Source organism: Blastococcus sp. KM273129, from assembly GCF_021698995.1.
Taxonomy (GTDB): domain Bacteria; phylum Actinomycetota; class Actinomycetes; order Mycobacteriales; family Geodermatophilaceae; genus Blastococcus.
On record NZ_SSXB01000020.1, the window covers coordinates 11,439 to 30,015 of the forward strand.

Annotated in this window: 17 protein-coding genes and 1 tRNA gene; 12 read left to right on the forward strand and 6 right to left on the reverse strand. The window is 74.1% G+C overall.

The annotated features are described in order from the left end of the window. Positions 1-60 precede the first annotated feature (60 nt). Positions 61-1,458 (forward strand): glycine--tRNA ligase, encoded by a 1,398-nt coding sequence (locus E9565_RS08365; RefSeq protein WP_236826243.1) that lies wholly within the window; start codon positions 61-63, stop codon positions 1,456-1,458. Positions 1,459-1,575: 117 nt separating this feature from the next. Here E9565_RS08365 and E9565_RS08370 read toward each other — a convergent pair whose 3' ends face one another. Further along, positions 1,576-2,658, reverse strand: a complete 1,083-nt coding sequence (locus E9565_RS08370; RefSeq protein ID WP_236834567.1) for a type IV toxin-antitoxin system AbiEi family antitoxin domain-containing protein — start codon at positions 2,656-2,658, stop codon at positions 1,576-1,578. A 244-nt stretch (positions 2,659-2,902) separates the two neighbouring features. On the opposite strand from E9565_RS08370, the gene dusB reads away from it, so the two are divergent. The 3 genes from dusB (at position 2,903) to ppdK (ending at position 7,331) form a co-directional block, all read left to right on the forward strand. Then, positions 2,903-4,045, forward strand: coding sequence for a tRNA dihydrouridine synthase DusB (gene dusB / locus E9565_RS08375; protein ID WP_236826245.1), 1,143 nt, complete (start codon positions 2,903-2,905; stop codon positions 4,043-4,045). Continuing rightward, the gene (locus E9565_RS08380) at positions 4,042-4,482 is read left to right on the forward strand and encodes a hypothetical protein (RefSeq protein WP_236826246.1); all 441 of its coding nucleotides are present in this window, start codon (positions 4,042-4,044) and stop codon (positions 4,480-4,482) included. Before dusB ends, E9565_RS08380 begins: the two co-directional genes overlap by 4 nt. Before the next feature lie 149 nt (positions 4,483-4,631). Further along, positions 4,632-7,331, forward strand: a complete 2,700-nt coding sequence (gene ppdK / locus E9565_RS08385; protein ID WP_236834569.1) for a pyruvate, phosphate dikinase — start codon at positions 4,632-4,634, stop codon at positions 7,329-7,331. Positions 7,332-7,375: 44 nt separating this feature from the next. Here ppdK and E9565_RS08390 read toward each other — a convergent pair whose 3' ends face one another. Then, positions 7,376-8,248: a metal ABC transporter substrate-binding protein gene (locus E9565_RS08390; RefSeq protein ID WP_236834570.1), complete on the reverse strand. Its 873-nt coding sequence runs from the start codon at positions 8,246-8,248 to the stop codon at positions 7,376-7,378. After that, positions 8,245-9,564, reverse strand: a complete 1,320-nt coding sequence (gene aztD / locus E9565_RS08395) for a zinc metallochaperone AztD (RefSeq protein WP_236834572.1) — start codon at positions 9,562-9,564, stop codon at positions 8,245-8,247. Before aztD ends, E9565_RS08390 begins: the two co-directional genes overlap by 4 nt. Positions 9,565-9,691: 127 nt before the next feature. Between aztD and E9565_RS08400 the strand changes: the two genes are divergently transcribed. The 4 genes from E9565_RS08400 to E9565_RS08415 are packed head-to-tail and all read left to right on the forward strand — an operon-like array spanning position 9,692 to position 13,276. After that, the gene (locus E9565_RS08400; protein ID WP_236826250.1) at positions 9,692-10,315 is read left to right on the forward strand and encodes a YdcF family protein; all 624 of its coding nucleotides are present in this window, start codon (positions 9,692-9,694) and stop codon (positions 10,313-10,315) included. Positions 10,316-10,326: 11 nt separating this feature from the next. Then, the gene (locus E9565_RS08405; RefSeq protein WP_236826251.1) at positions 10,327-10,836 is read left to right on the forward strand and encodes a hypothetical protein; all 510 of its coding nucleotides are present in this window, start codon (positions 10,327-10,329) and stop codon (positions 10,834-10,836) included. Then, a complete protein-coding gene (gene dnaG / locus E9565_RS08410) occupies positions 10,836-12,725 on the forward strand; it encodes a DNA primase (protein WP_236834574.1) in 1,890 nt (629 codons plus the stop codon). The genes E9565_RS08405 and dnaG overlap by 1 nt, the downstream gene beginning before the upstream one ends. Continuing rightward, positions 12,722-13,276, forward strand: coding sequence for a hypothetical protein (locus E9565_RS08415; protein ID WP_236826253.1), 555 nt, complete (start codon positions 12,722-12,724; stop codon positions 13,274-13,276). The genes dnaG and E9565_RS08415 overlap by 4 nt, the downstream gene beginning before the upstream one ends. A 13-nt stretch (positions 13,277-13,289) precedes the next feature. Here E9565_RS08415 and E9565_RS08420 read toward each other — a convergent pair whose 3' ends face one another. Continuing rightward, complete coding sequence (locus tag E9565_RS08420; protein ID WP_236826254.1) at positions 13,290-13,499, reverse strand: hypothetical protein; 210 nt, start codon at positions 13,497-13,499, stop codon at positions 13,290-13,292. 139 nt (positions 13,500-13,638) lie between these two features. On the opposite strand from E9565_RS08420, the gene E9565_RS08425 reads away from it, so the two are divergent. Next, positions 13,639-13,711, forward strand: a tRNA-Asn gene (locus tag E9565_RS08425). Between the two features lie 246 nt (positions 13,712-13,957). Next, a complete protein-coding gene (locus tag E9565_RS08430; RefSeq protein ID WP_236834575.1) occupies positions 13,958-14,614 on the forward strand; it encodes an NADPH-dependent F420 reductase in 657 nt (218 codons plus the stop codon). A gap of 23 nt (positions 14,615-14,637) precedes the next feature. Here E9565_RS08430 and E9565_RS08435 read toward each other — a convergent pair whose 3' ends face one another. Beyond that, positions 14,638-15,042: an MmcQ/YjbR family DNA-binding protein gene (locus E9565_RS08435; protein ID WP_236834577.1), complete on the reverse strand. Its 405-nt coding sequence runs from the start codon at positions 15,040-15,042 to the stop codon at positions 14,638-14,640. Positions 15,043-15,133: 91 nt separating this feature from the next. Between E9565_RS08435 and E9565_RS08440 the strand changes: the two genes are divergently transcribed. Further along, positions 15,134-15,505, forward strand: a complete 372-nt coding sequence (locus tag E9565_RS08440) for a nuclear transport factor 2 family protein (protein WP_236834579.1) — start codon at positions 15,134-15,136, stop codon at positions 15,503-15,505. Between the two features lie 70 nt (positions 15,506-15,575). Next, positions 15,576-17,264 carry an NAD(P)/FAD-dependent oxidoreductase gene (locus E9565_RS08445; RefSeq protein ID WP_236834581.1) on the forward strand — a complete coding sequence of 563 codons (1,689 nt, stop codon included), beginning with the start codon at positions 15,576-15,578 and terminating at the stop codon, positions 17,262-17,264. Here the strand turns inward: E9565_RS08445 and E9565_RS08450 are convergent. After that, the gene (locus E9565_RS08450; protein WP_236834583.1) at positions 17,261-18,538 is read right to left on the reverse strand and encodes a cyclopropane-fatty-acyl-phospholipid synthase family protein; all 1,278 of its coding nucleotides are present in this window, start codon (positions 18,536-18,538) and stop codon (positions 17,261-17,263) included. The genes E9565_RS08445 and E9565_RS08450 overlap by 4 nt on opposite strands. Positions 18,539-18,577: the final 39 nt, after the last annotated feature.

An 18,577-nucleotide genomic window follows, 5' to 3' on the forward strand; every position in this document is an offset into this window, starting at 1 on the left:
CCGGCCAACTACCGTGGGCAGGTCAACCGCCGACCGCCAGCCGGATGGAGCCCCCTCCCCGTGAGCACCGCCAAGCACGACGCCGCCCGCCTCGACAAGGTCGTCAACCTCTGCAAGCGACGGGGCTTCGTGTTCCCGTCCGGGGAGATCTACGGCGGTACGCGCTCCGCCTGGGACTACGGCCCGCTGGGCGTCGAGCTCAAGGAGAACATCAAGCGCCAGTGGTGGCGCACCGTCGTCCAGAGCCGGGACGACATCGTGGGTCTGGACTCCTCGGTCATCCTCCCGCGCCAGACCTGGGTCGCCTCGGGCCACGTCGGCGTCTTCACCGACCCGCTCACCGAGTGCCAGAGCTGCCACAAGCGGTTCCGCGCCGACCACCTCGAGGAGGAGTTCGAGGCGAAGAAGGGCCGGGCGCCCGAGAACGGGCTGGCCGACATCACCTGCCCGAACTGCGGCACCAAGGGCGCGTGGACCGAGCCGCGCGACTTCAACATGATGCTCAAGACCTACCTCGGCCCGGTCGAGGACGAGTCCGGCCTGCACTACCTGCGCCCGGAGACCGCGCAGGGCATCTTCGTGAACTTCGCCAACGTGATGGGTGCCGCGCGGAAGAAGCCCCCGTTCGGCATCGGCCAGATCGGCAAGTCGTTCCGCAACGAGATCACCCCCGGCAACTTCATCTTCCGCACCCGCGAGTTCGAGCAGATGGAGATGGAGTTCTTCGTCGAGCCCGGCACCGACGAGGAGTGGCACCAGTACTGGATCGACGAGCGCACCCGCTGGTACACCGACCTGGGCATCGACCCGGACAACCTGCGGCACTACGAGCACGCCAAGGAGAAGCTCTCCCACTACTCCAAGCGCACCGTCGACATCGAGTACCGCTTCGGCTTCCAGGGGTCGGAGTGGGGTGAGCTGGAGGGCATCGCCAACCGCACCGACTTCGACCTGTCCACCCACACCGAGCACTCGGGCACCGACCTGTCCTACTTCGACCAGGCCAGCAACACCCGCTGGACGCCGTACGTCATCGAGCCGGCGGCCGGTCTGACCCGCTCGCTGATGGCCTTCCTGATCGAGGCCTACACCGAGGACGAGGCGCCCAACGCCAAGGGCGGCGTCGACACCCGCACGGTGCTCAAGCTGGACCCGCGGCTGGCGCCGGTGAAGGCCGCGGTCCTGCCGCTGTCCCGCAACGCCGACCTCTCGCCCAAGGCCCGCGACCTCGCCGCCGCGCTGCGCCGGAACTGGAACGTCGACTTCGACGACGCCGGCGCCATCGGCCGCCGCTACCGGCGCCAGGACGAGGTCGGGACGCCGTTCTGCCTCACCGTCGACTTCGACACCCTCGAGGACCAGGCCGTGACCGTCCGCGAGCGCGACTCGATGAGCCAGGAGCGCGTGGCCCTGGACCAGGTCGAGTCCTACCTCGCGGCCCGGCTCCCCGGCTGCTGAGGTCCTGAGCCTCTCGCCCCCGCTCGCCGCCCCGTCCGACTTCGTCCCGTCCGGCTGGACCCGGGCGGGACGGGGTCGAGCCGCGTGCGCCCTCGGCTCGACCCTGCCGCAACCGGGTCAAGCCGACGGCGGGGCGGCGCCGACCAGGTCGTCGGCCCGGGCCAGCCAGCCGTCGTCGAGCGGCGCATCGGTCCGCGTCCGACCGGCGGGCCGGGGGACCTCCTGGAACTCGCGCACCGACGGTGCCGGGCGGTCGAGGGAGCGCCGGACCTGTCGTTCGAGCGCCCCCCGGCCGCCGGAGAGGTCGTCGCCGACCACTCGGACGAACGCGACACCGAGAGACCTGAGCAGGTCCTCGTCACGCTTCTCCCGCCAGAGCTCCTCGGCCGGAGTTCGCCCGAACGCCGGCCGCGCGTACTTGACCCGCCCGTCGAACTCCACGGCCAGTGCTGGCCCGGGGTACCAGCCGTCGACGACCTTCACCAGCCGTCCGCCGACCCACAGCTCCACCTGCGGGACGAACGGCGGCAGACCCAGCGCGGCGAAGGTCAGTCGGCCGAGCGTCTCCAGCCACGACTCGGCGCGCCCGTCGGCGAGCTGGACCGCGCGGACGGAGCGGGGGATGCCGGGGACGCAGAACTGCCGGTCGAGGACGCGCTGAAGCTCCGCACGGGTGGTGAGCCCGCGCAGCAGGGCCGCATCCATCGCCGCGACGGCGTGCACCTCCGGCCAGGCCCGGGCGACGTCGACGAGCGTGCGGGCCACCGTCGTCACCGAGTAGGCCCCGCGCACGGTCATCTCGTCCTCGGGAAGGCTCGCCCGGGTCATCAGCCAGCCCTGACCGCGCCGCCACCGGTGGGGATCGGTCAGCTCCACGACCGGGGTGGTCACCCGCGGCCGAGGCAGGCCCCACACCCATGCCGCCGTGGCACCGCTGAGGACGGCCGACGGGCGAGCGAGGTGCGTCGTCACGGCCAGGGCGTCGAGGCCGGGCCGTCGTCCGGTCCGTTCGACCTCCGCCAGGTCGGCCGAGGAGATCAGGATGCCGGGCCGCACCCTGGTCCAGGTGCCGCTGCGGACGGCCGCGGCGATCTCGGCCTTCGTGACGCCGGCCGCGGTGAGCTCGGCGGTGGGGAGGAGCCCGAGCCGGCGTCGACCGGGCTCGGTGACGGAGATGGGGGCCGCAGCGGTCCGGAGCATGCCCCGATGCTGGGACCGTCGGCTCGGTCCGCACCCGGCGCCCGGGCAGCTGTGGATGCACCCCCGTCGTGTGGACGGCGAGGGGAGCGTGCGTCGGGTGCGGCTTCAGCCGGGTGCGGCGAGGTCAAGCCGCGGGCGCCTGCGGCTCGACCTTCCCTCGGGCGGGTCGACCCGGGAGCGAACCGGCAGAGCTGCCCGGCCGGGGCGGGGTGACCACGGCAGGTCGCCGCCTACCCTGGACGGCGTGAACACGACGCCCCTGCCTGCCCTCAAGCTGGGCACGCTCGTCGTCGACCCGGCCGTGGTGCTCGCGCCCATGGCCGGCATCACGAACCCGGCGTTCCGCACGCTGTGCCGCGAGTTCGGCGCGGGCCTCTACGTCTGCGAGATGATCACCACGCGGGCGCTGGTCGAGCGCAACGAGAAGACGCTGCGGATGATCCGCGCGACCGCCGACGAGAAGGACGCCTTCTCCGTCCAGCTCTACGGCGTCGACCCGGCCACCGTCGGCCGGGCGGTCGAGATGCTGGTGGACGAGGGTGTCGCCGGCACCCGCCCGGCGCACATCGACCTCAACTTCGGCTGCCCGGTGCCGAAGGTGACCCGCAAGGGCGGCGGTTCGGCCCTGCCCTGGCGCCGCGTGCTGCTGCGCGACATCGTGCGGTCGGCCGTGCGCGCCGCGCAGGACGTCCCGGTCACGGTCAAGACCCGCATCGGCATCGACGCCGACCACGTCACCTACCTGGATGCCGGCCGCATCGCGCAGGACGAGGGCGCCGCCGCGATCACGCTGCACGGCCGCACCGCCGACCAGCTCTACAGCGGCACCGCCGACTGGGCGCCGATCGCCCGGCTGGTCGAGGCCGTCGGCATCCCGGTGCTCGGCAACGGCGACATCTGGGAGGCCGACGACGCACTCCGCATGGTCGCCGAGACGGGGTGCGCCGGGGTCGTCATCGGCCGGGGCTGCCTGGGCCGGCCGTGGCTGTTCGGCGACCTGGCCGCCGCCTTCGCCGGGGAGGCCCGCCGGGCGCTGCCGACCATGCGGGAGGTCGCCGCGGTCATGCACCGGCACGCCACCCTGCTTGCCGAGGAGCACGGCGAGCCGCACGGCTGCACCGACTTCCGCAAGCACGTCGCCTGGTACCTCAAGGGCTTCTCCGTCGGCTCCGACGTTCGCCGGGCGCTGGCCATGGTCAGCCGTCTCGACGAGCTCGCCGAGCTGCTGGCCGGAATCCCCGACCAGCCCTACCCGACCGCCGTCCTGGGGGCGCCGCGCGGGCGCACCAGCACGCCGCGGCCGGTCGCCCTGCCCGAGGGCTGGCTGGACGACCGCGACGACCCCCGCCCGCCGGCGGGGGCAGAACTGGAGACGAGCGGCGGATGACGCAGGGCCCCTTCCTCTACGACGACGGCCCGGCGCCGCTGCACACGGGCACGCCGCGCCGGCGGCAGGGCTGGCTCATCGCCGGCATCCTCGGCGTCGTCCTGCTGGCCGGCGGGATGGTCGCCGGCCTGTACGTGGTCCGGGGGTCCCCGGCCGACCAGTCCACCGAGGTCACCCAGGTCTTCTACGCGGCCCTGGCGGCCGGGGACACGGAGACGGCGTACGCGCTGCTCTGCGAGGAGGAGCAGGGGCGGCTGGACGCGACCGGCATGGAGGCCGAGTACGTCCGGCCCGGCTCGGCCGAGGTCTCCGGGGTCCGGGACGACCCGGCCGAGGGCGCCCGGGTCCAGCAGGTGACCGTCCGCTGGGACGACGGCGGGACGGCGCAGCTCGCCGTCGTCAACGAGGACGGCCCGCGCATCTGCGGGATCGGCTGACCACCCGCGCCACGCCGGGAAGGGCTCGCGCCGACGCGGCCGGTACGCCACGATCGACGGACGCCGCAGGGGTAGACGTTTAGGACGTCCGCCCCGCACGGCATTGTTGTCCAGATGGATCGGTGCGGGCGGACGCGGAGGTGCGCGGGGTGGCAGACGTGAAGTGGGTCTACGACTTCAGCGAGGGGAGCAAGGACCAGAAGGACCTGCTCGGCGGCAAGGGCGCCAACCTCGCCGAGATGACCAACCTCGGGCTGCCCGTGCCGCCCGGCTTCACCATCACCACCGACGCCTGCCGCCACTACCTGGAGCACGGCGGCACCCCGCCCGAGCTCGCCGACCAGGTCAGCGAGCACCTGGCGGCGCTGGAGAAGGCGATGGGCAAGACCCTCGGCGACCCGGTCGACCCGCTGCTGGTGTCGGTTCGGTCGGGGGCGGCGGCGAGCATGCCGGGGATGATGGAGACCGTCCTCAACGTCGGCCTGAACGACGAGTCGGTCCAGGGTCTGGCGCAGCAGTCGGGCAGCGAGCGCTTCGCCTGGGACTCCTACCGCCGGCTCATCCAGATGTTCGGCAAGACCGTGCTGGGCATCGACGGCGAGCAGTTCGACGACGCCCTCGACGCGGTCAAGGGCGAGCAGGGCACCGAGTCCGACCTCGACCTGGACGCCGGGCACCTGCGCGACGTCGTCGACCGGTTCAAGGCGATCGTCCGCGAGCACACCGGCCGCGACTTCCCGCAGGACCCGCGCGAGCAGATGGACCTGGCGATCAACGCCGTCTTCGACTCGTGGAACTCCGAGCGGGCGATCCTCTACCGCCGCCGCGAGCGCATCCCGGGCGACGCGGGCACCGCGGTGAACGTCGTCGCCATGGTGTTCGGCAACCTCGGCATGGACTCCGGCACCGGCGTGGCGTTCACCCGCGACCCCGGGACCGGGGAAGGGGGCGTCTACGGCGACTACCTGCAGAACGCCCAGGGCGAGGACGTCGTCGCCGGCATCCGGAACACCGTGCCGCTGCGCGACCTCGAGCGGATCGACGCGGGCGCCTACGGCGAGCTGATGGGCATCATGAGCCGCCTCGAGCAGCACTACCGCGACCTCTGCGACATCGAGTTCACCGTCGAGCGCACCAAGCTCTGGATGCTGCAGACCCGGGTGGGCAAGCGCACCGCCGGCGCGGCGTTCCGGATCGCGACCCAGCTGGTCGACGAGGGCCTCATCGACATGGACGAGGCCGTCCGCCGGGTCACCGGTGACCAGCTGGCGCAGCTGATGTTCCCGCGGTTCGTCTCCGGCGGCGACGCCCAGCAGCTCACCCAGGGCATGAACGCCTCGCCGGGCGCTGCGGTGGGCAGGGCCGTCTTCTCCTCGGAGACGGCGGTGGAGTGGGCGCAGCGCGGGGAGCAGGTCGTGCTCGTCCGCCGCGAGACCAATCCCGACGACCTCTCCGGCATGATCGCCGCCGAGGGTGTCCTGACCAGCCGCGGCGGCAAGACCTCGCACGCCGCCGTCGTCGCCCGGGGGATGGGCAAGACCTGCGTCTGCGGCGCCGAGGAGCTGCAGGTCGACACGAAGGCCAGGCGCTTCACCGCCCCCGACGGCACGGTGGTGGGCGAGGGCGACGTCGTCTCCATCGACGGCTCCACCGGCAAGGTCTGGCTCGGGGAGGTGCCGGTCGAGCCGTCGGAGGTGGTCCGCTACTTCGAGGGCGAGCTGGACCCGGCGTCCGAGGACGCCGGCGACCTCGTGCGCAGCGTCCACCGGATCCTCACCCACGCCGACGACGTGCGGCGGTTGGACGTGCGCACCAACGCCGACACCCCGGAGGACTCCGCCCGCGCCCGCCGCTTCGGCGCCCGCGGCATCGGGCTGTGCCGCACCGAGCACATGTTCCTCGGCGACCGGCGGCAGCTCGTCGAGAAGCTGATCCTGGCCGACGGCGACGACGAGCGGCAGGCCGCGCTGGACGCCCTGGAGCCGCTGCAGAAGCAGGACTTCCTCGAGATCTTCGAGGCGATGGACGGGCTGCCGGTGACCGTCCGGCTGCTCGACCCGCCGCTGCACGAGTTCCTGCCCGACCTCACCGAGCTCTCGGTGCGGGTGGCGGTGGCCGAGGAGCGGGGTGAGCCCGACGAGGGCAGCCTGCGCCTGCTGGCCGCCGTCCGGCGGCTGCACGAGTCCAACCCGATGCTGGGCCTGCGCGGGGTGCGGCTGGGCCTGGTCGTGCCGGGGCTGTTCGCCATGCAGGTGCGCGCCATCGCCGAGGCGGCCTGCGAGCGGAAGGCGGCCGGCGGCGACCCTCGCCCGGAGATCATGATCCCGCTGGTGGGCGCGGTGCAGGAGCTCGAGGCCATCCGCGAGGAGGCCGAGCGGGTGCTCGCCGAGGTGTGCGAGGAGTGCGGCATCGACGTGCGCCCGTTGATCGGCACCATGATCGAGGTACCCCGCGCCGCGCTGACCGCCTGCGAGATCGCCGAGCACGCGGAGTTCTTCAGCTTCGGCACCAACGACCTCACCCAGATGACGTGGGGCTTCTCCCGCGACGACGTCGAGGCCGCGTTCTTCCACCAGTACCTGGACAAGGGCATCTTCGGCATCTCGCCGTTCGAGTCGCTGGACCGCGACGGCGTCGGCGAGCTGGTGCGCCTCGGTGCGGAGAAGGGTCGGGCGGCGCGGCCGGACCTCAAGCTCGGCGTCTGCGGGGAGCACGGCGGCGACCCCGACTCGGTGCACTTCTTCCACGAGGTCGGGCTGGACTACGTCTCCTGCTCGCCGTTCCGGGTGCCGGTGGCGCGGCTGGAGGCGGGGCGGGCCGCCCTCGGCGCGGAGCACGTGGGCTCCTGAGGGAGCGCCCCCCGGCCGGTCGGGAACCGGCCGGGGGTCAGCCCTCAGCCGGTGCAGACCAGACCGCGCTGCAGGGCGGCCAGGTTGGCGGCCATGAGCCCGGGATAGGTCTGCTCGGCCGTCACCCTCTCGATCGGGTGGAGGACGTCGGTCCCCAGCCCCAGGTCGGCGGCGAGCACCTCCGATACCGACGACCCCGCCGCCGTGTCGAAGAAGATGGTGCGCGCCCCCGACCGGCGGACGGCGTCGGCGGCGGCCCGTACCCGGCTCGGCGGCGGCTCCACCTGCGGGTCGAGGCCGGCCACCCCCACCTGGCGCAGCCCGTACCGGTCGGTGAGGTAGCCGAACGCCTCGTGGGTCGCCAGCAGCGTGGCGCCCCGGCAGGGGGCCAGGGTCTCGGCGTACTCCTGGTCCAGCCGGGCCAGCGAGTCCGCCAGCCGGTCGGCCGACGCGGTGTAGTCCGCCGCGTGGTCGGGGTCGAGCGCGGCCAGCTCGTCGGCCACCTGCCGCCCGAGCTCGGCCAGCCGGAGCGGGTCCAGCCAGAAGTGCGGGTCCGGTCCGCGGTCGGCCACGCCGGCGGCGTCCACGAGGTGCTCGGGCGGCTGCTGCTCCAGGACCTCGTCGACGGCCGGCTGCAGCCCACCGGAGAGGTGGACCACCAGGTCCGCCTCTCCCAGCGCCGCGACGTCACGGGGCGCCGGCTCCAGCCCGTGGCTGTCACCGCCGGGCGGGACGAGGTTCGCGACCGCCACGTGCTCGCCCCCGACCTCCTCGGCGACGTACTCCAGCGGGTAGGACGAGACGAAGACGTCGAGCGACCCGTCCGAGGCCCCGGCGGGGCACCCGCCGCAGCCGGAGAGCGCGCAGACGACCAGCCCGCCGAGGGCCGCCCTCCGCGCGGCGCCGGCGCCGGTCACTCGCCCTTCTCGTCGTGCTCGTCGTGCTCCTCGCCGTCGTGCTCGTGGGCGGCGTGCTCCTCGGCGTCACCCGAGACCCCGGCGAGCTCGATGGGCGTCACCCCCAGGTCGCCGCTCTTCCAGACCTCGCCGCCCTCGACGTCGACCGCGTGGACCTGCTGGGTGGCCGGCTCGGTCACGTACGCCATGCCGTCGACCACGAAGACCTGCGGGTGCGGGTCCTGCCAGTCCTGGGACTCCTCCCAGGGGCCTGTGACGGGGATGGAGCGGGTGATCGTGCCGGTGGTCGGGTCGATCACCTGCAGGGCGCCGTCGTAGGTGAGCACCAGGCCCTCGCCGTCCGGCCCGCGTCCGAAGGAGCGGTACCAGTACGGCGCGGGGAGGTCGACCAGGCGCAGCTCCGCGGTCGTGGTGTCGATCAGCGCGACGGTGCTGGACCGGTCCTCGGCGCTGCGCTCGTAGTCGCCCAGCACGATCGGCGACCCGTCCGTGCCGAACTGGTTGCCGATCCGCCCGTACTCGTCGGGGCTCTGGATCTTGGTCAGCTCGCCGCCGCGGTGCAGCACGGCGCCGTCCTGGCAGCCGATGAGGATCGCCTCGTCGGCTGCCACGGTCTCGCCGTGGACGGCGGGGCAGTCGTCGCGGGCGGCGATCTCCTCGCCGTCGGCGTCGAGGATGCGGACGCCGCTGCGCGACTCCTCGGTGCCCTCGGAGACCAGCATCGTGCCGTCCTCGAGCTCGACGGCGACGCCGTGGTGGGCCTCCGGGGTGGAGAACCGGGCGAGCTCGACGTCCTCGTCGGCGATGTGGGCGCTGTCGAAGGCGGTGACCTCGCCGGTGCCGTCGTCGAAGAGCACGGTGCGACCGGCGTGCGCCACCACGTGCCCCGGCGTCTCGGCCTCGAAGAGCACGTCGGTCAGCCGGGGGGCGACGGTGTAGTAGTGCGAGTGGTCGCCGTGCGGCTCGGCCCAGGCCCCGCCGTCCAGGAGGCGGAAGCCGCCCTGCGTGGAGACGAGGAAGTGGCGGCCGTCGCCGGCGGGGTTGAGCCGGTTGAAGCCGTCGAGGGGCTCGTCGGCGAGCACCTCCAGGGTGGTGGCGTCCACCACCAGCAGCCCGCCGTCGTAGGTGACGGCCAGGCGGGGCTTGTTCGCCCCCACCTCGACGGGTTCCGCGGCGGCGGTCGTGGTCTCCGCCGCGGGCGCGGCGGTGCCGCCGGGATCGGTGGACGCGCAGCCGGTGACGGCGGCGAGCGGGACGACCGCCGCGAGGGCGGTGGTGCGGAGGGCGGCCAGGGGGCGCACGGGGTGCTCCTTCACGGGGGGACGGGACGTGCAGACCCTAACCAAGAGCGAGAATCATTCTCATTTAGGGGTGTGCCGGAGCCGGCGGGGCGCACGCCCCCGGGAGCCGCGGGAGGTCGGTCCCGCGTGGTACCCATGAGGCGTGGGTGTGCGGAGTCTGCTGGCGCGGGTGGCGGGGGCCGGCGTGCTGGCCGCCGTGCTCTTCGTGGCCTCGACCGCCCTCGCCATCTGGTGGACGGCCCGGCAGGACGCCCGGCCGCAGTCCGACGCGATCGTGGTCCTCGGGTCCGCCCAGTACAACGGCGTGCCGTCGTCGATCTTCGAGGCCCGGCTGGAGCACGCGCTGGCGCTCTACGAGCAGGGCGTCGCGCCGGTCGTCGTGACCGTGGGTGGCAAGGCCGCCGGTGACCAGTTCACCGAGGCCGAGGCGGGTCGCGACTACCTGGCCGGCGCCGGGGTGCCCGCCGAGGCGTTGCTCGCGGTCCCCGAGGGCGTGGACACCCTGGAGAGCATGCGGGTGGTCGGTGCGGCCTTCGCCGAGCGGGGCTGGGAGCGGGCCGTCCTGGTCACCGACCCCTGGCACGCGATGCGCGCCGAGCGCATGGCCGAGGATGCCGGCATGGAGGCGGAGAGCTCCCCGACCCGCCAGGGGCCGGCCGTGCAGACCCGCGCCACCCAGGTCCGGTACATCCTGCGGGAGACTGCTGCCTACCTGCTCTACCGCGTGACCGGTGAGAGCGTCGCCGGCGCACCCGGCATCGGCTGAGGGAGGACGCGGTGCTCGAACTGGGCAAGGCCGGCACCTCCGGCGTGGGCAAGGGCGTGGTCCCCGTCCTGTCGGGCGGTGCGCTCGTGGCGAGCCTGCGGGCGGAGAACTGGCGCGAGGCGGCGACGGCCCTCGTCGGCGACCGATCCTGGGTGTTCGCCAAGGAGAAGGGCGTGCTCACCGGCCGCTGGGACGTCGACCCCGCCGGCACCGCCCGGCTGCGTGCCCGGCAGACGTCGTTCTGGAAGGGCAGCTGGGCGCTCGACCTCGACGGCGTCGTCGTCGAGCGGGAGAACGCCTCGGTGTGGAAGGGCACGCACCGCTACACCGCCGGGGGTCGGCCGGTCGCGGAGACGGGGACGACCGGTGGCTGGTCGCCGCGGCCCACGCTCGACGCCGATCCGTCGGTGCCGCTGCCCCACCAGGTCTTCCTGCTGTGGGTGGAGCTGGTGCTGTCCCGCCGCAACACCGCCGTGGTGGCCGGCGCGGTCGGGGTGGCCGTGGTCGGGGGGAGCAGCTGATGGCCGGCCGGGGACGCATCCGCGCCGCGGACATCGCGCTGGTGCGCGAGCGCAGCAAGATCGACGAGGTCGTCGGCGAGCACCTGCAGCTCAAGCGCGCCGGTGGCGGCAGCCTCAAGGGCCTGTGCCCGTTCCACGACGAGAAGACGCCGTCCTTCCAGGTCACGCCGTCGAGAAACCTCTTCCACTGCTTCGGTTGCGGGGTGGGCGGCGACGTCATCTCGTTCGTCCAGCAGATCGACCACCTGTCGTTCACCGAGGCCGTGGAGCTGCTCGCCGGCCGCGCCAACATCGAGCTGAAGTACGAGGACGACGGCGGGCGGCCGACCGCCGGCCCCGACCGCGCCTCGGTCGGTCAGCGGGCGCGCCTGGTCGCCGCCAACACCGCCGCGGCCGCGTTCTACGCCGAGCAGCTCGGCACCCCGGAGGCCGCGCCCGCCCGCCAGTTCCTCGCCGACCGCGCCTTCGACCGGCAGGCCGCGCTGGACTTCGGCTGCGGCTACGCCCCCGGCGGCTGGGACGGGCTGACCCGCCACCTGCGCGCCAAGGGGTTCACCCAGGCCGAGCTGGTGACGGCGGGCCTGGCGAAGGAGTCCTCCCGCGGCACGCTGATCGACCGCTTCCACCGCCGGCTGGTGTGGCCGATCCGCGACATCACCGGCGACGTCATCGGCTTCGGCGCCCGCAAGCTCATGGACGACGACCCGGGCCCCAAGTACCTCAACACCCCGGAGACGCCGCTCTACAAGAAGAGCTCGGTGCTCTACGGCATCGACCGCGCCAAGCGCGACATCGCCCGCCGGCACCAGGCCGTCGTCGTCGAGGGCTACACCGACGTGATGGCCTGCCACCTGGCCGGGGTGACGACGGCGGTGGCCTCCTGCGGCACCGCCTTCGGCGCCGAGCACATCGGGGTGCTGCGCCGGCTGCTGATGGACCAGGACGAGTTCCGCGGCGAGGTGGTCTACACCTTCGACGGCGACGCGGCCGGCCAGGCGGCGGCGATGAAGACCTTCGCCGAGGACCAGCGCTTCGTCGGGCAGACGTTCGTCGCGGTCGAGTCCGAGGGGCGCGACCCGTGCGAGCTGCGCCAGGAGCAGGGCGACGCCGCCGTCCGGGACCTGGTCGCCCGGCGCACGCCGCTGATCGCCTTCGTGCTGCGCACGACGCTGGCCGGCTACGACCTCGACACCGTGGAGGGCCGGGTCGCCGCGCTGGAGAAGACCGCCCCCCTGGTCGCCGGCATCAAGGACCACGCGCTGCGCCCGGCCTACGCCCGGGAGCTCGCCGGGATGATCGGCAACACCGACGAGGCCGAGGTGCTCGAGCGGGTGCGGCGGCTGACCGGCGACGGGGGAGGGGCGTCCTCGCGGGGCCGCCCGCGCGCCCCCAAGCGCACGCCGGACGACGCCGCGGTCGCCGTCGAGCGGGAGGCCGTCAAGGCGGCGCTGCAGGCGCCCGAGTACGCGGGTCCGGCGTTCGACGCCGTCCCGCCGGCCGCCTACACCGACCCCGACTACGCCGCCGTCGCCGCGGCGGTGGCCGGGGCGGGCGGCGCCGGCGGGGTGACGGTGACCGGGCCGGCGTGGCTGGACCAGGTGGCCGCGCACTGCGAGCGGGAGAGCGCCCGCGCGCTGCTGACCGCGCTGGCGGTGGAGCCGATGCGCTCGGTCACCGGCGAGTGCGACCCCTCCTACGTCAACGCCATCCTCGCCCGGCTCCAGGAGATGGCCACCGTGCGCCAGGTGGCCGCGCTCAAGGGCCGGCTGCAGCGGATGAACCCGGTGGAGCAGGCCGAGGAGTACACGAAGGTCTTCGGGCAGCTCGTCGCCCTGGAGCAGCAGGCGCGGTCGCTGCGCGAGCGCGCGATGGGCGGGATCGCCTCGTGAACCTGGTGGAGAGCCTCCGGCGCCGGTTCGCGCGGCCCCCGGAGGAGGTCCGGGCGGCGGTGGCCGACCCCGACGAGCGGGTGCTCGCCTGGGGCGTCCTCGCGCGCGGCGCCGGCTGGCTGGTGGCCACCTCCCGCGGCCTGCGGACGGTCGGCCCGGGCGCCGAGGGCGGTGTGCTCCCGTGGCACGAGGTGGGGCACGCCCGCTGGGCCTCGACCACCGACGGCGGCGGATCTTTCACCGTGACGCCGCTGACCGAGGTGGAGCCCGGCGTGCAGGCCCGGCTGCCCGCCGTGCGGCACGTGCTCACCGATGCCGGCGACCTCCCGGCGACCGTGCGCCGGCGGGTCGACCAGACCATCGTGACCAGCCGGCGCAGCCCGCTGCCCGATCGGGGCGGTCTGCTGCTGGTGGCCCGGCGGGTCCCGGGTCAGGCGGCCCGGGAGTGGACCGTCGTGTTCGACGACGACGCCGACCGCGACGACCCGGTGGCCCGCGACATCGCGCGGCGCAAGCTCACCGAGGCGCTCGCCGCCGAGCAGCCGGACTGAACCGGCCGGCGGCTCAGCGCTGGGGCTCGCTGCCCAGCTGGGACTTCAGCGTCGAGACCGCGTCGTCGGCCTTGGCCTGCGCGATGCCCGCGATGCTCTGCAGGCGCGGGTCGTCCTTGGCGTGCTCCCAGGCGCGGCGGATCTGCTCGTAGCGCTCGCGGCCGGCCCGCGACCCCAGCACGTAGCCGGCGCCGAATCCGGCGAGGAACGACAGCTTGGCCACGGGAACCTCCTGCGTGAACGGGCGGTGAACAGCGGACACGGTACCTGTGGCGAGCATCGCGCCGCCGTCCGCGAGCCACCCTCGGGCGGGCTCGGGGCGTGGGGTAGTCTCGTCGGCGCCAGCGGGTCGCGCCCGCTGATCCCCCGTAGCTCAATTGGCAGAGCATGCGACTGTTAATCGCAGGGTTATTGGTTCGAGTCCAATCGGGGGAGCAGCACCGGGCTCCGCCGCATCGACGAGGCCGCACAGGGCTGTTCGCGTCCTCCCTGCCAGAGCGACCGGCGCGGCCGACGCTCCGTCGAGGGCCGGGTCACGCGGCCGGGCCGCCGGTGACCTGACGGGCGCCCCCTGCGGGTGACCGGGAAGCAGCCGGGCCCTCCTCGCGGTTGTCGGTGGCGGGACGGACCCCGACATGGCGGAACCCGGACGGTGCCGCCGACCGGCCCGGAGGAGCACAGATGAAGATCGGCATCATCGGCGCGGGCAACATCGGCGGCAACCTCACCCGGAGGCTCGCCGCCCTCGGGCACGACGTATCCGTGGCCAACTCACGCGGCCCCGGGACCCTCGCGGAGCTCGCCGCCGAGACCGGCGCCACCGCCGTCCCGGTCGAGCAGGCCGCCCGGGACGCCGAGGTCGTCGTGGTGGCCGTCCCGCAGCGCAGCGTGCCCGACCTCCCCGCCGGGGTGCTCGACGGCGCGGCCCCGGGTGCTGTCGTCGTCGACACGGGCAACTACTACCCGCAGCGCGACGGTCGGATCGCCCCCATCGAGGACGGGACGACGGAGAGCCGGTGGGTCGCCGACCAGCTCGGGCGCCCGGTCGTCAAGGCGTTCAACGGCATCTACGCCCAGCACCTGCTCGACGCCGGCCGGCCCGCAGGGGCACCGGACCGCCGGGCGCTCCCCGTGGCCGGCGACGACGCCGCCGCCAAGCAGGTGGTGATCGACCTGCTCGACGAGCTGGGCTTCGACGGGGTCGACGCCGGCGATCTCGACGGTTCGTGGCGGCAGCAGCCCGGCACACCGGTGTACGGCGCCACCGCTGACGCGGACGGCGTCCGTCGACTGCTGGCGCAGGCGAGCCCTGAGCGGACCGCGGAGTGGCGCGCCTGACCTGATCGGGGGCCCGGGCCGGGTCAGGTGGGACCGCGACGGCCGTCGACGTCGGCGACCAGGCGCCTCGGCGCCCGTGTACGCCAGGCCTCCTCCACCAGCTCGGCGAGCTCCCCGGCCGGGATGCGTTCGAGCCGGACCAGGACGACGGGGTACCCGGCGAAGTGCGGGGTGGTGAGGAAGGCGGCGGGCGCCGACGCGAGCAGCGCGGCCTTCTCGCCCTCGTCCGCCACGCGCACCCCCAGCAGCGGCTCCTCCTCGTCCGGCGCCGCGTCGCCGAGCGCCGCCCGTTCCCCCTGCCGGAGCGGCCGCGCCCACACGAACGCCTTCCCGCGCACCCGCCACGAGGGATGCCCGCCGTACGAGGGGTGCTCGTCGGTCTCCGGCAGCCCCGAGACGAGCCGCCGGACGTCGTCCCAGGTCGCCACCCCCGCAGTGTGGCCCCGCAGGGCCCGGGGGTGGGAGGGTGCCCGTGCCGCGCACCGCGCGACGGCTGGAACCGTGCAGAGAGGGACGACCGTGCCGACCGACCCCTTCGCCGCCTTCCGGGCGGCCGTGGAGAACCGCGACGTCGACGCCGCGGTGCGGCTGTTCAGCGACGACTGCGTCTTCCTGTCGCCGATCGTGCACGAGCCCTACCGCGGCACCGGGCCGCTGCGCGCGATCCTCACCGGGGTGATGTCGGTGTTCGAGGACTTCCGCTACACCGCCTCGTACGGGGGCGACGGCGGGCACGTCCTCGCCTTCGACACCCGGGTCGGCGACCGCGCCCTCCAGGGCGTGGACATCCTGCGCGGCCGCGACGGCGTGCTCACCGAGCTGACCGTGATGGTCCGTCCCTACTCGGCCGCGACCGCGCTCCGCGAGCGGATGGCGGCGCTGCTCGCGTGAGCCGGGGGAGGCGTCGGCCGGCCCCCGTAGGGTGCGGCGGGCAGCCGTCGGCAGCAGGGAGGACGAGGCGATGACCACCGGTCCCGGCCAGGAGACCGCCCACGACGACCGGCCGCCGGTCACGATCTTCGGCCCCGACTTCCCGTTCGCGTTCGACGACTGGATCACCCACCCCTCGGGCCTGGGCGCGATCCCACCGGAGCGGCACGGCGAGGAGGTCGCGATCGTCGGCGCGGGCATCTCCGGCCTGGTCGCCGCCTACGAGCTGATGAAGCTGGGCCTCAAGCCCGTCCTCTACGAGGCCTCCCAGATGGGCGGCCGGCTGCGGTCGGCCCGGTTCGAGGGCGCGCCGCCGGAGATCGTCGCCGAGCTGGGCGGCATGCGGTTCCCGGTCTCGTCGACCGCCTTCTACCGCTACGTCGACCTGCTCGGCCTGGAGACGCGGCCCTTCCCGAACCCGCTGACCCCGGCGTCGGGCAGCACGGTCATCGACATCGAGGGGGAGACGCACTACGCGGAGTCCTCGGAGGCGCTGCCGAAGCTGTTCCGCGAGGTCGCGGCGGCGTGGGCGGACGCCCTGGGCACGGTGCGGTTCGCCGAGATCCAGGACGCGATCCGGGCGCGCGACGTGAAGACGCTCAAGTCCCTGTGGGACGAGCTGGTGCCGCTCTGGGACGACCGCACCTTCTACGACTTCATCGCCAGCTCCGAGGCGTTCTCCCGGCTGTCGTTCCACCACCGCGAGGTCTTCGGCCAGGTGGGCTTCGGCACCGGCGGGTGGGACTCGGACTTCCCGAACTCGATGCTCGAGATCTTCCGCGTGGTGATGACGAACTGCGACGAGGACCAGCGCTTCGTGGTCGGCGGGGTGGAGCAGGTCCCGTGGGGCCTGTGGAACCACGCCCCGGACGCGCCCGCGCACTGGCCGGCCGGCACGACGCTGGCGAAGCTGCACTCCGGCGGGCCGCGGGCCGGCGTCGCCGCCATCTCCCGCGCCGCCGACGGCAGCTTCGCCGTCACGGACGCCTGGGGGCACACCGCCCGCTACCCGGCGGTGCTGGTCACCTGCCAGAGCTGGCTGCTGACGACGACGATCGACTGCGACGAGGACCTCTTCGCGCAGAAGATGTGGACGGCGCTGGACCGCACCCGGTACATGCAGTCGTCGAAGACCTTCGTGATGGTCGACCGGCCGTTCTGGAAGGACAAGGACCCGGTCACCGGCCGCGACGTCATGAGCATGACCCTCACCGACCGGCTCACCCGCGGCACGTACCTGTTCGACCACGGCGACGACAAGCCCGGTGTCATCTGCCTGACCTACTCGTGGATGAGCGACGCGCTGAAGATGCTCCCGTACCCGGTCGACCAGCGGGTGCGCCTGGCGCTGGGCGCGCTGAAGAAGATCTACCCCGACCTGGACATCGCGCGGCACATCATCGGCGACCCCATCACGGTCTCGTGGGAGGCCGACGCGCACTTCCTCGGCGCCTTCAAGGGCGCGCTGCCCGGGCACTACCGCTACAACCACCGGATGTACGCGCACTTCGTGCAGGACGACTTCCCGGCCGAGCACCGCGGGATCTTCCTGGCCGGCGACGACGTCTCGTGGACGCCCGCCTGGGTCGAGGGCGCGGTGCAGACGTCGCTCAACGCGGTCTGGGGCATCATGCGGCACTTCGGCGGGGGCACCCACCCCGAGAACCCGGGCCCCGGCGACGTGTTCGCCGAGGTCGGCCCGGTCGCGCTCCCGGACTAGCGCGGACGGCTCCGGTCCGGACGGCGCAGCGGCAGCCGGTCCTCGCCGCCCGGCCGCACCGCCAGCACCTGGTTCACGCCCACCCGGTGCCGCTCGAAGGCCAGCGCCGACCCCGCCAGGTACAGCCGCCACACCCGCGCCCGCCCGGGCGAGGACTCCCGCACCGCCTCCTCCCAGTTCTCCTCGAGGTTGCGCACCCACGCACGGCAGGTGAGCGCGTAGTGCCGGCGCAGCGCCTCGACGTCGACGACCTCGAACCCCGCCTCCTCCAGCACCCGCACGTGGGTCGCCACCGGCTGCAGCTCGCCGTCGGGGAAGACGTACCGGGTGAGGAACGACCCCGGGTCCGGGCGGTCCGGCCCGGCGGCCGGCCCCCGCGCGATCGCGTGGTTGAGCAGCCGCCCACCGGGGGCCAGCAGCGCGTGCAGCCGGGCGGCGTAGGCGGGCAGCTGGTCGTGGCCCACGTGCTCGGCCATGCCGACCGACGCGATCGCGTCGAAGGGTCCGTCGTCGACCTCGCGGTAGTCCTGCAGCCGGATCTCGACGCGGTCGGCCAGCCCGGCCTCGGTCACCCGCCGGCGGGCCAGGTCGGCCTGTGCTCCGGAGATGGTCACGCCCACCACCGAGACCCCGTACCGCGACGCGGCGTGGAGGGCGAGCGACCCCCAGCCGCAGCCGACGTCGAGCAGCCGCATCCCGGGCTCCACCCCGAGCTTGCGGCAGACCAGGTCGAGCTTGGCCTCCTGCGCCGCCTCGAGCGTGGCGCCGGGGCCCGGGAAGTACGCGCAGCTGTAGACCAGCGAGGGGCCCAGCAGCAGCCGGTAGAAGTCGTTCCCGACGTCGTAGTGGTGGCTGATCGCGCTCCGGTCGCGGCGCAGCGAGTGGCGCAGCCCGCGCAGGCGGGCCTCCTCGGCGGGCGGCGCAGGCGGTGGCCCGGGGACCCCGAGCCGCAGCAGGGGGCCGGCCAGGCGGACCAGGGCCCGCCGGTCCAGCCGCAGCTCCGGTCGGGCCGGCAGGTCGTCGGGGAAGCTCAGGGCCGCGTAGAGGTCGCCCTCGACGTCGAGGTCGCCGCTGACGTAGGCCCGGGCGAGCCCCAGTTCCCCGGGCGCGAACACCAGGCGGCGCAGCGCCCGCCGGTTCCGCACCACCAGGGTCGGGGCGCCGTCGACGACGGACTCCGAGCCGTCCCAGCAGCGCACCGACAGCGGCAGCGGGGCGCCCAGCAGGGTCCTGGCCAGTTCGTCCACCAACCCGCTCGCTCCCCGGTGCGCCATGCGCCCGACCCTGGCAGATCGACCGCCCCCGGCGGGAGG

What these genes read in the sequence shown, in the direction of transcription:
- E9565_RS08370 (WP_236834567.1), bottom strand. Translation starts at nt 2,658, where the DNA reads ATGCTCCGGACCGCTGCGGCCCCCATCTCCGTCACCGAGCCCGGTCGA.
- E9565_RS08380 (WP_236826246.1), top strand. Translation starts at nt 4,042, where the DNA reads ATGACGCAGGGCCCCTTCCTCTACGACGACGGCCCGGCGCCGCTGCAC.
- dnaG (WP_236834574.1), top strand. Translation starts at nt 10,836, where the DNA reads ATGGCCGGCCGGGGACGCATCCGCGCCGCGGACATCGCGCTGGTGCGC.
- E9565_RS08430 (WP_236834575.1), top strand. Translation starts at nt 13,958, where the DNA reads ATGAAGATCGGCATCATCGGCGCGGGCAACATCGGCGGCAACCTCACC.
- E9565_RS08445 (WP_236834581.1), top strand. Translation starts at nt 15,576, where the DNA reads ATGACCACCGGTCCCGGCCAGGAGACCGCCCACGACGACCGGCCGCCG.
- E9565_RS08450 (WP_236834583.1), bottom strand. Translation starts at nt 18,538, where the DNA reads ATGGCGCACCGGGGAGCGAGCGGGTTGGTGGACGAACTGGCCAGGACC.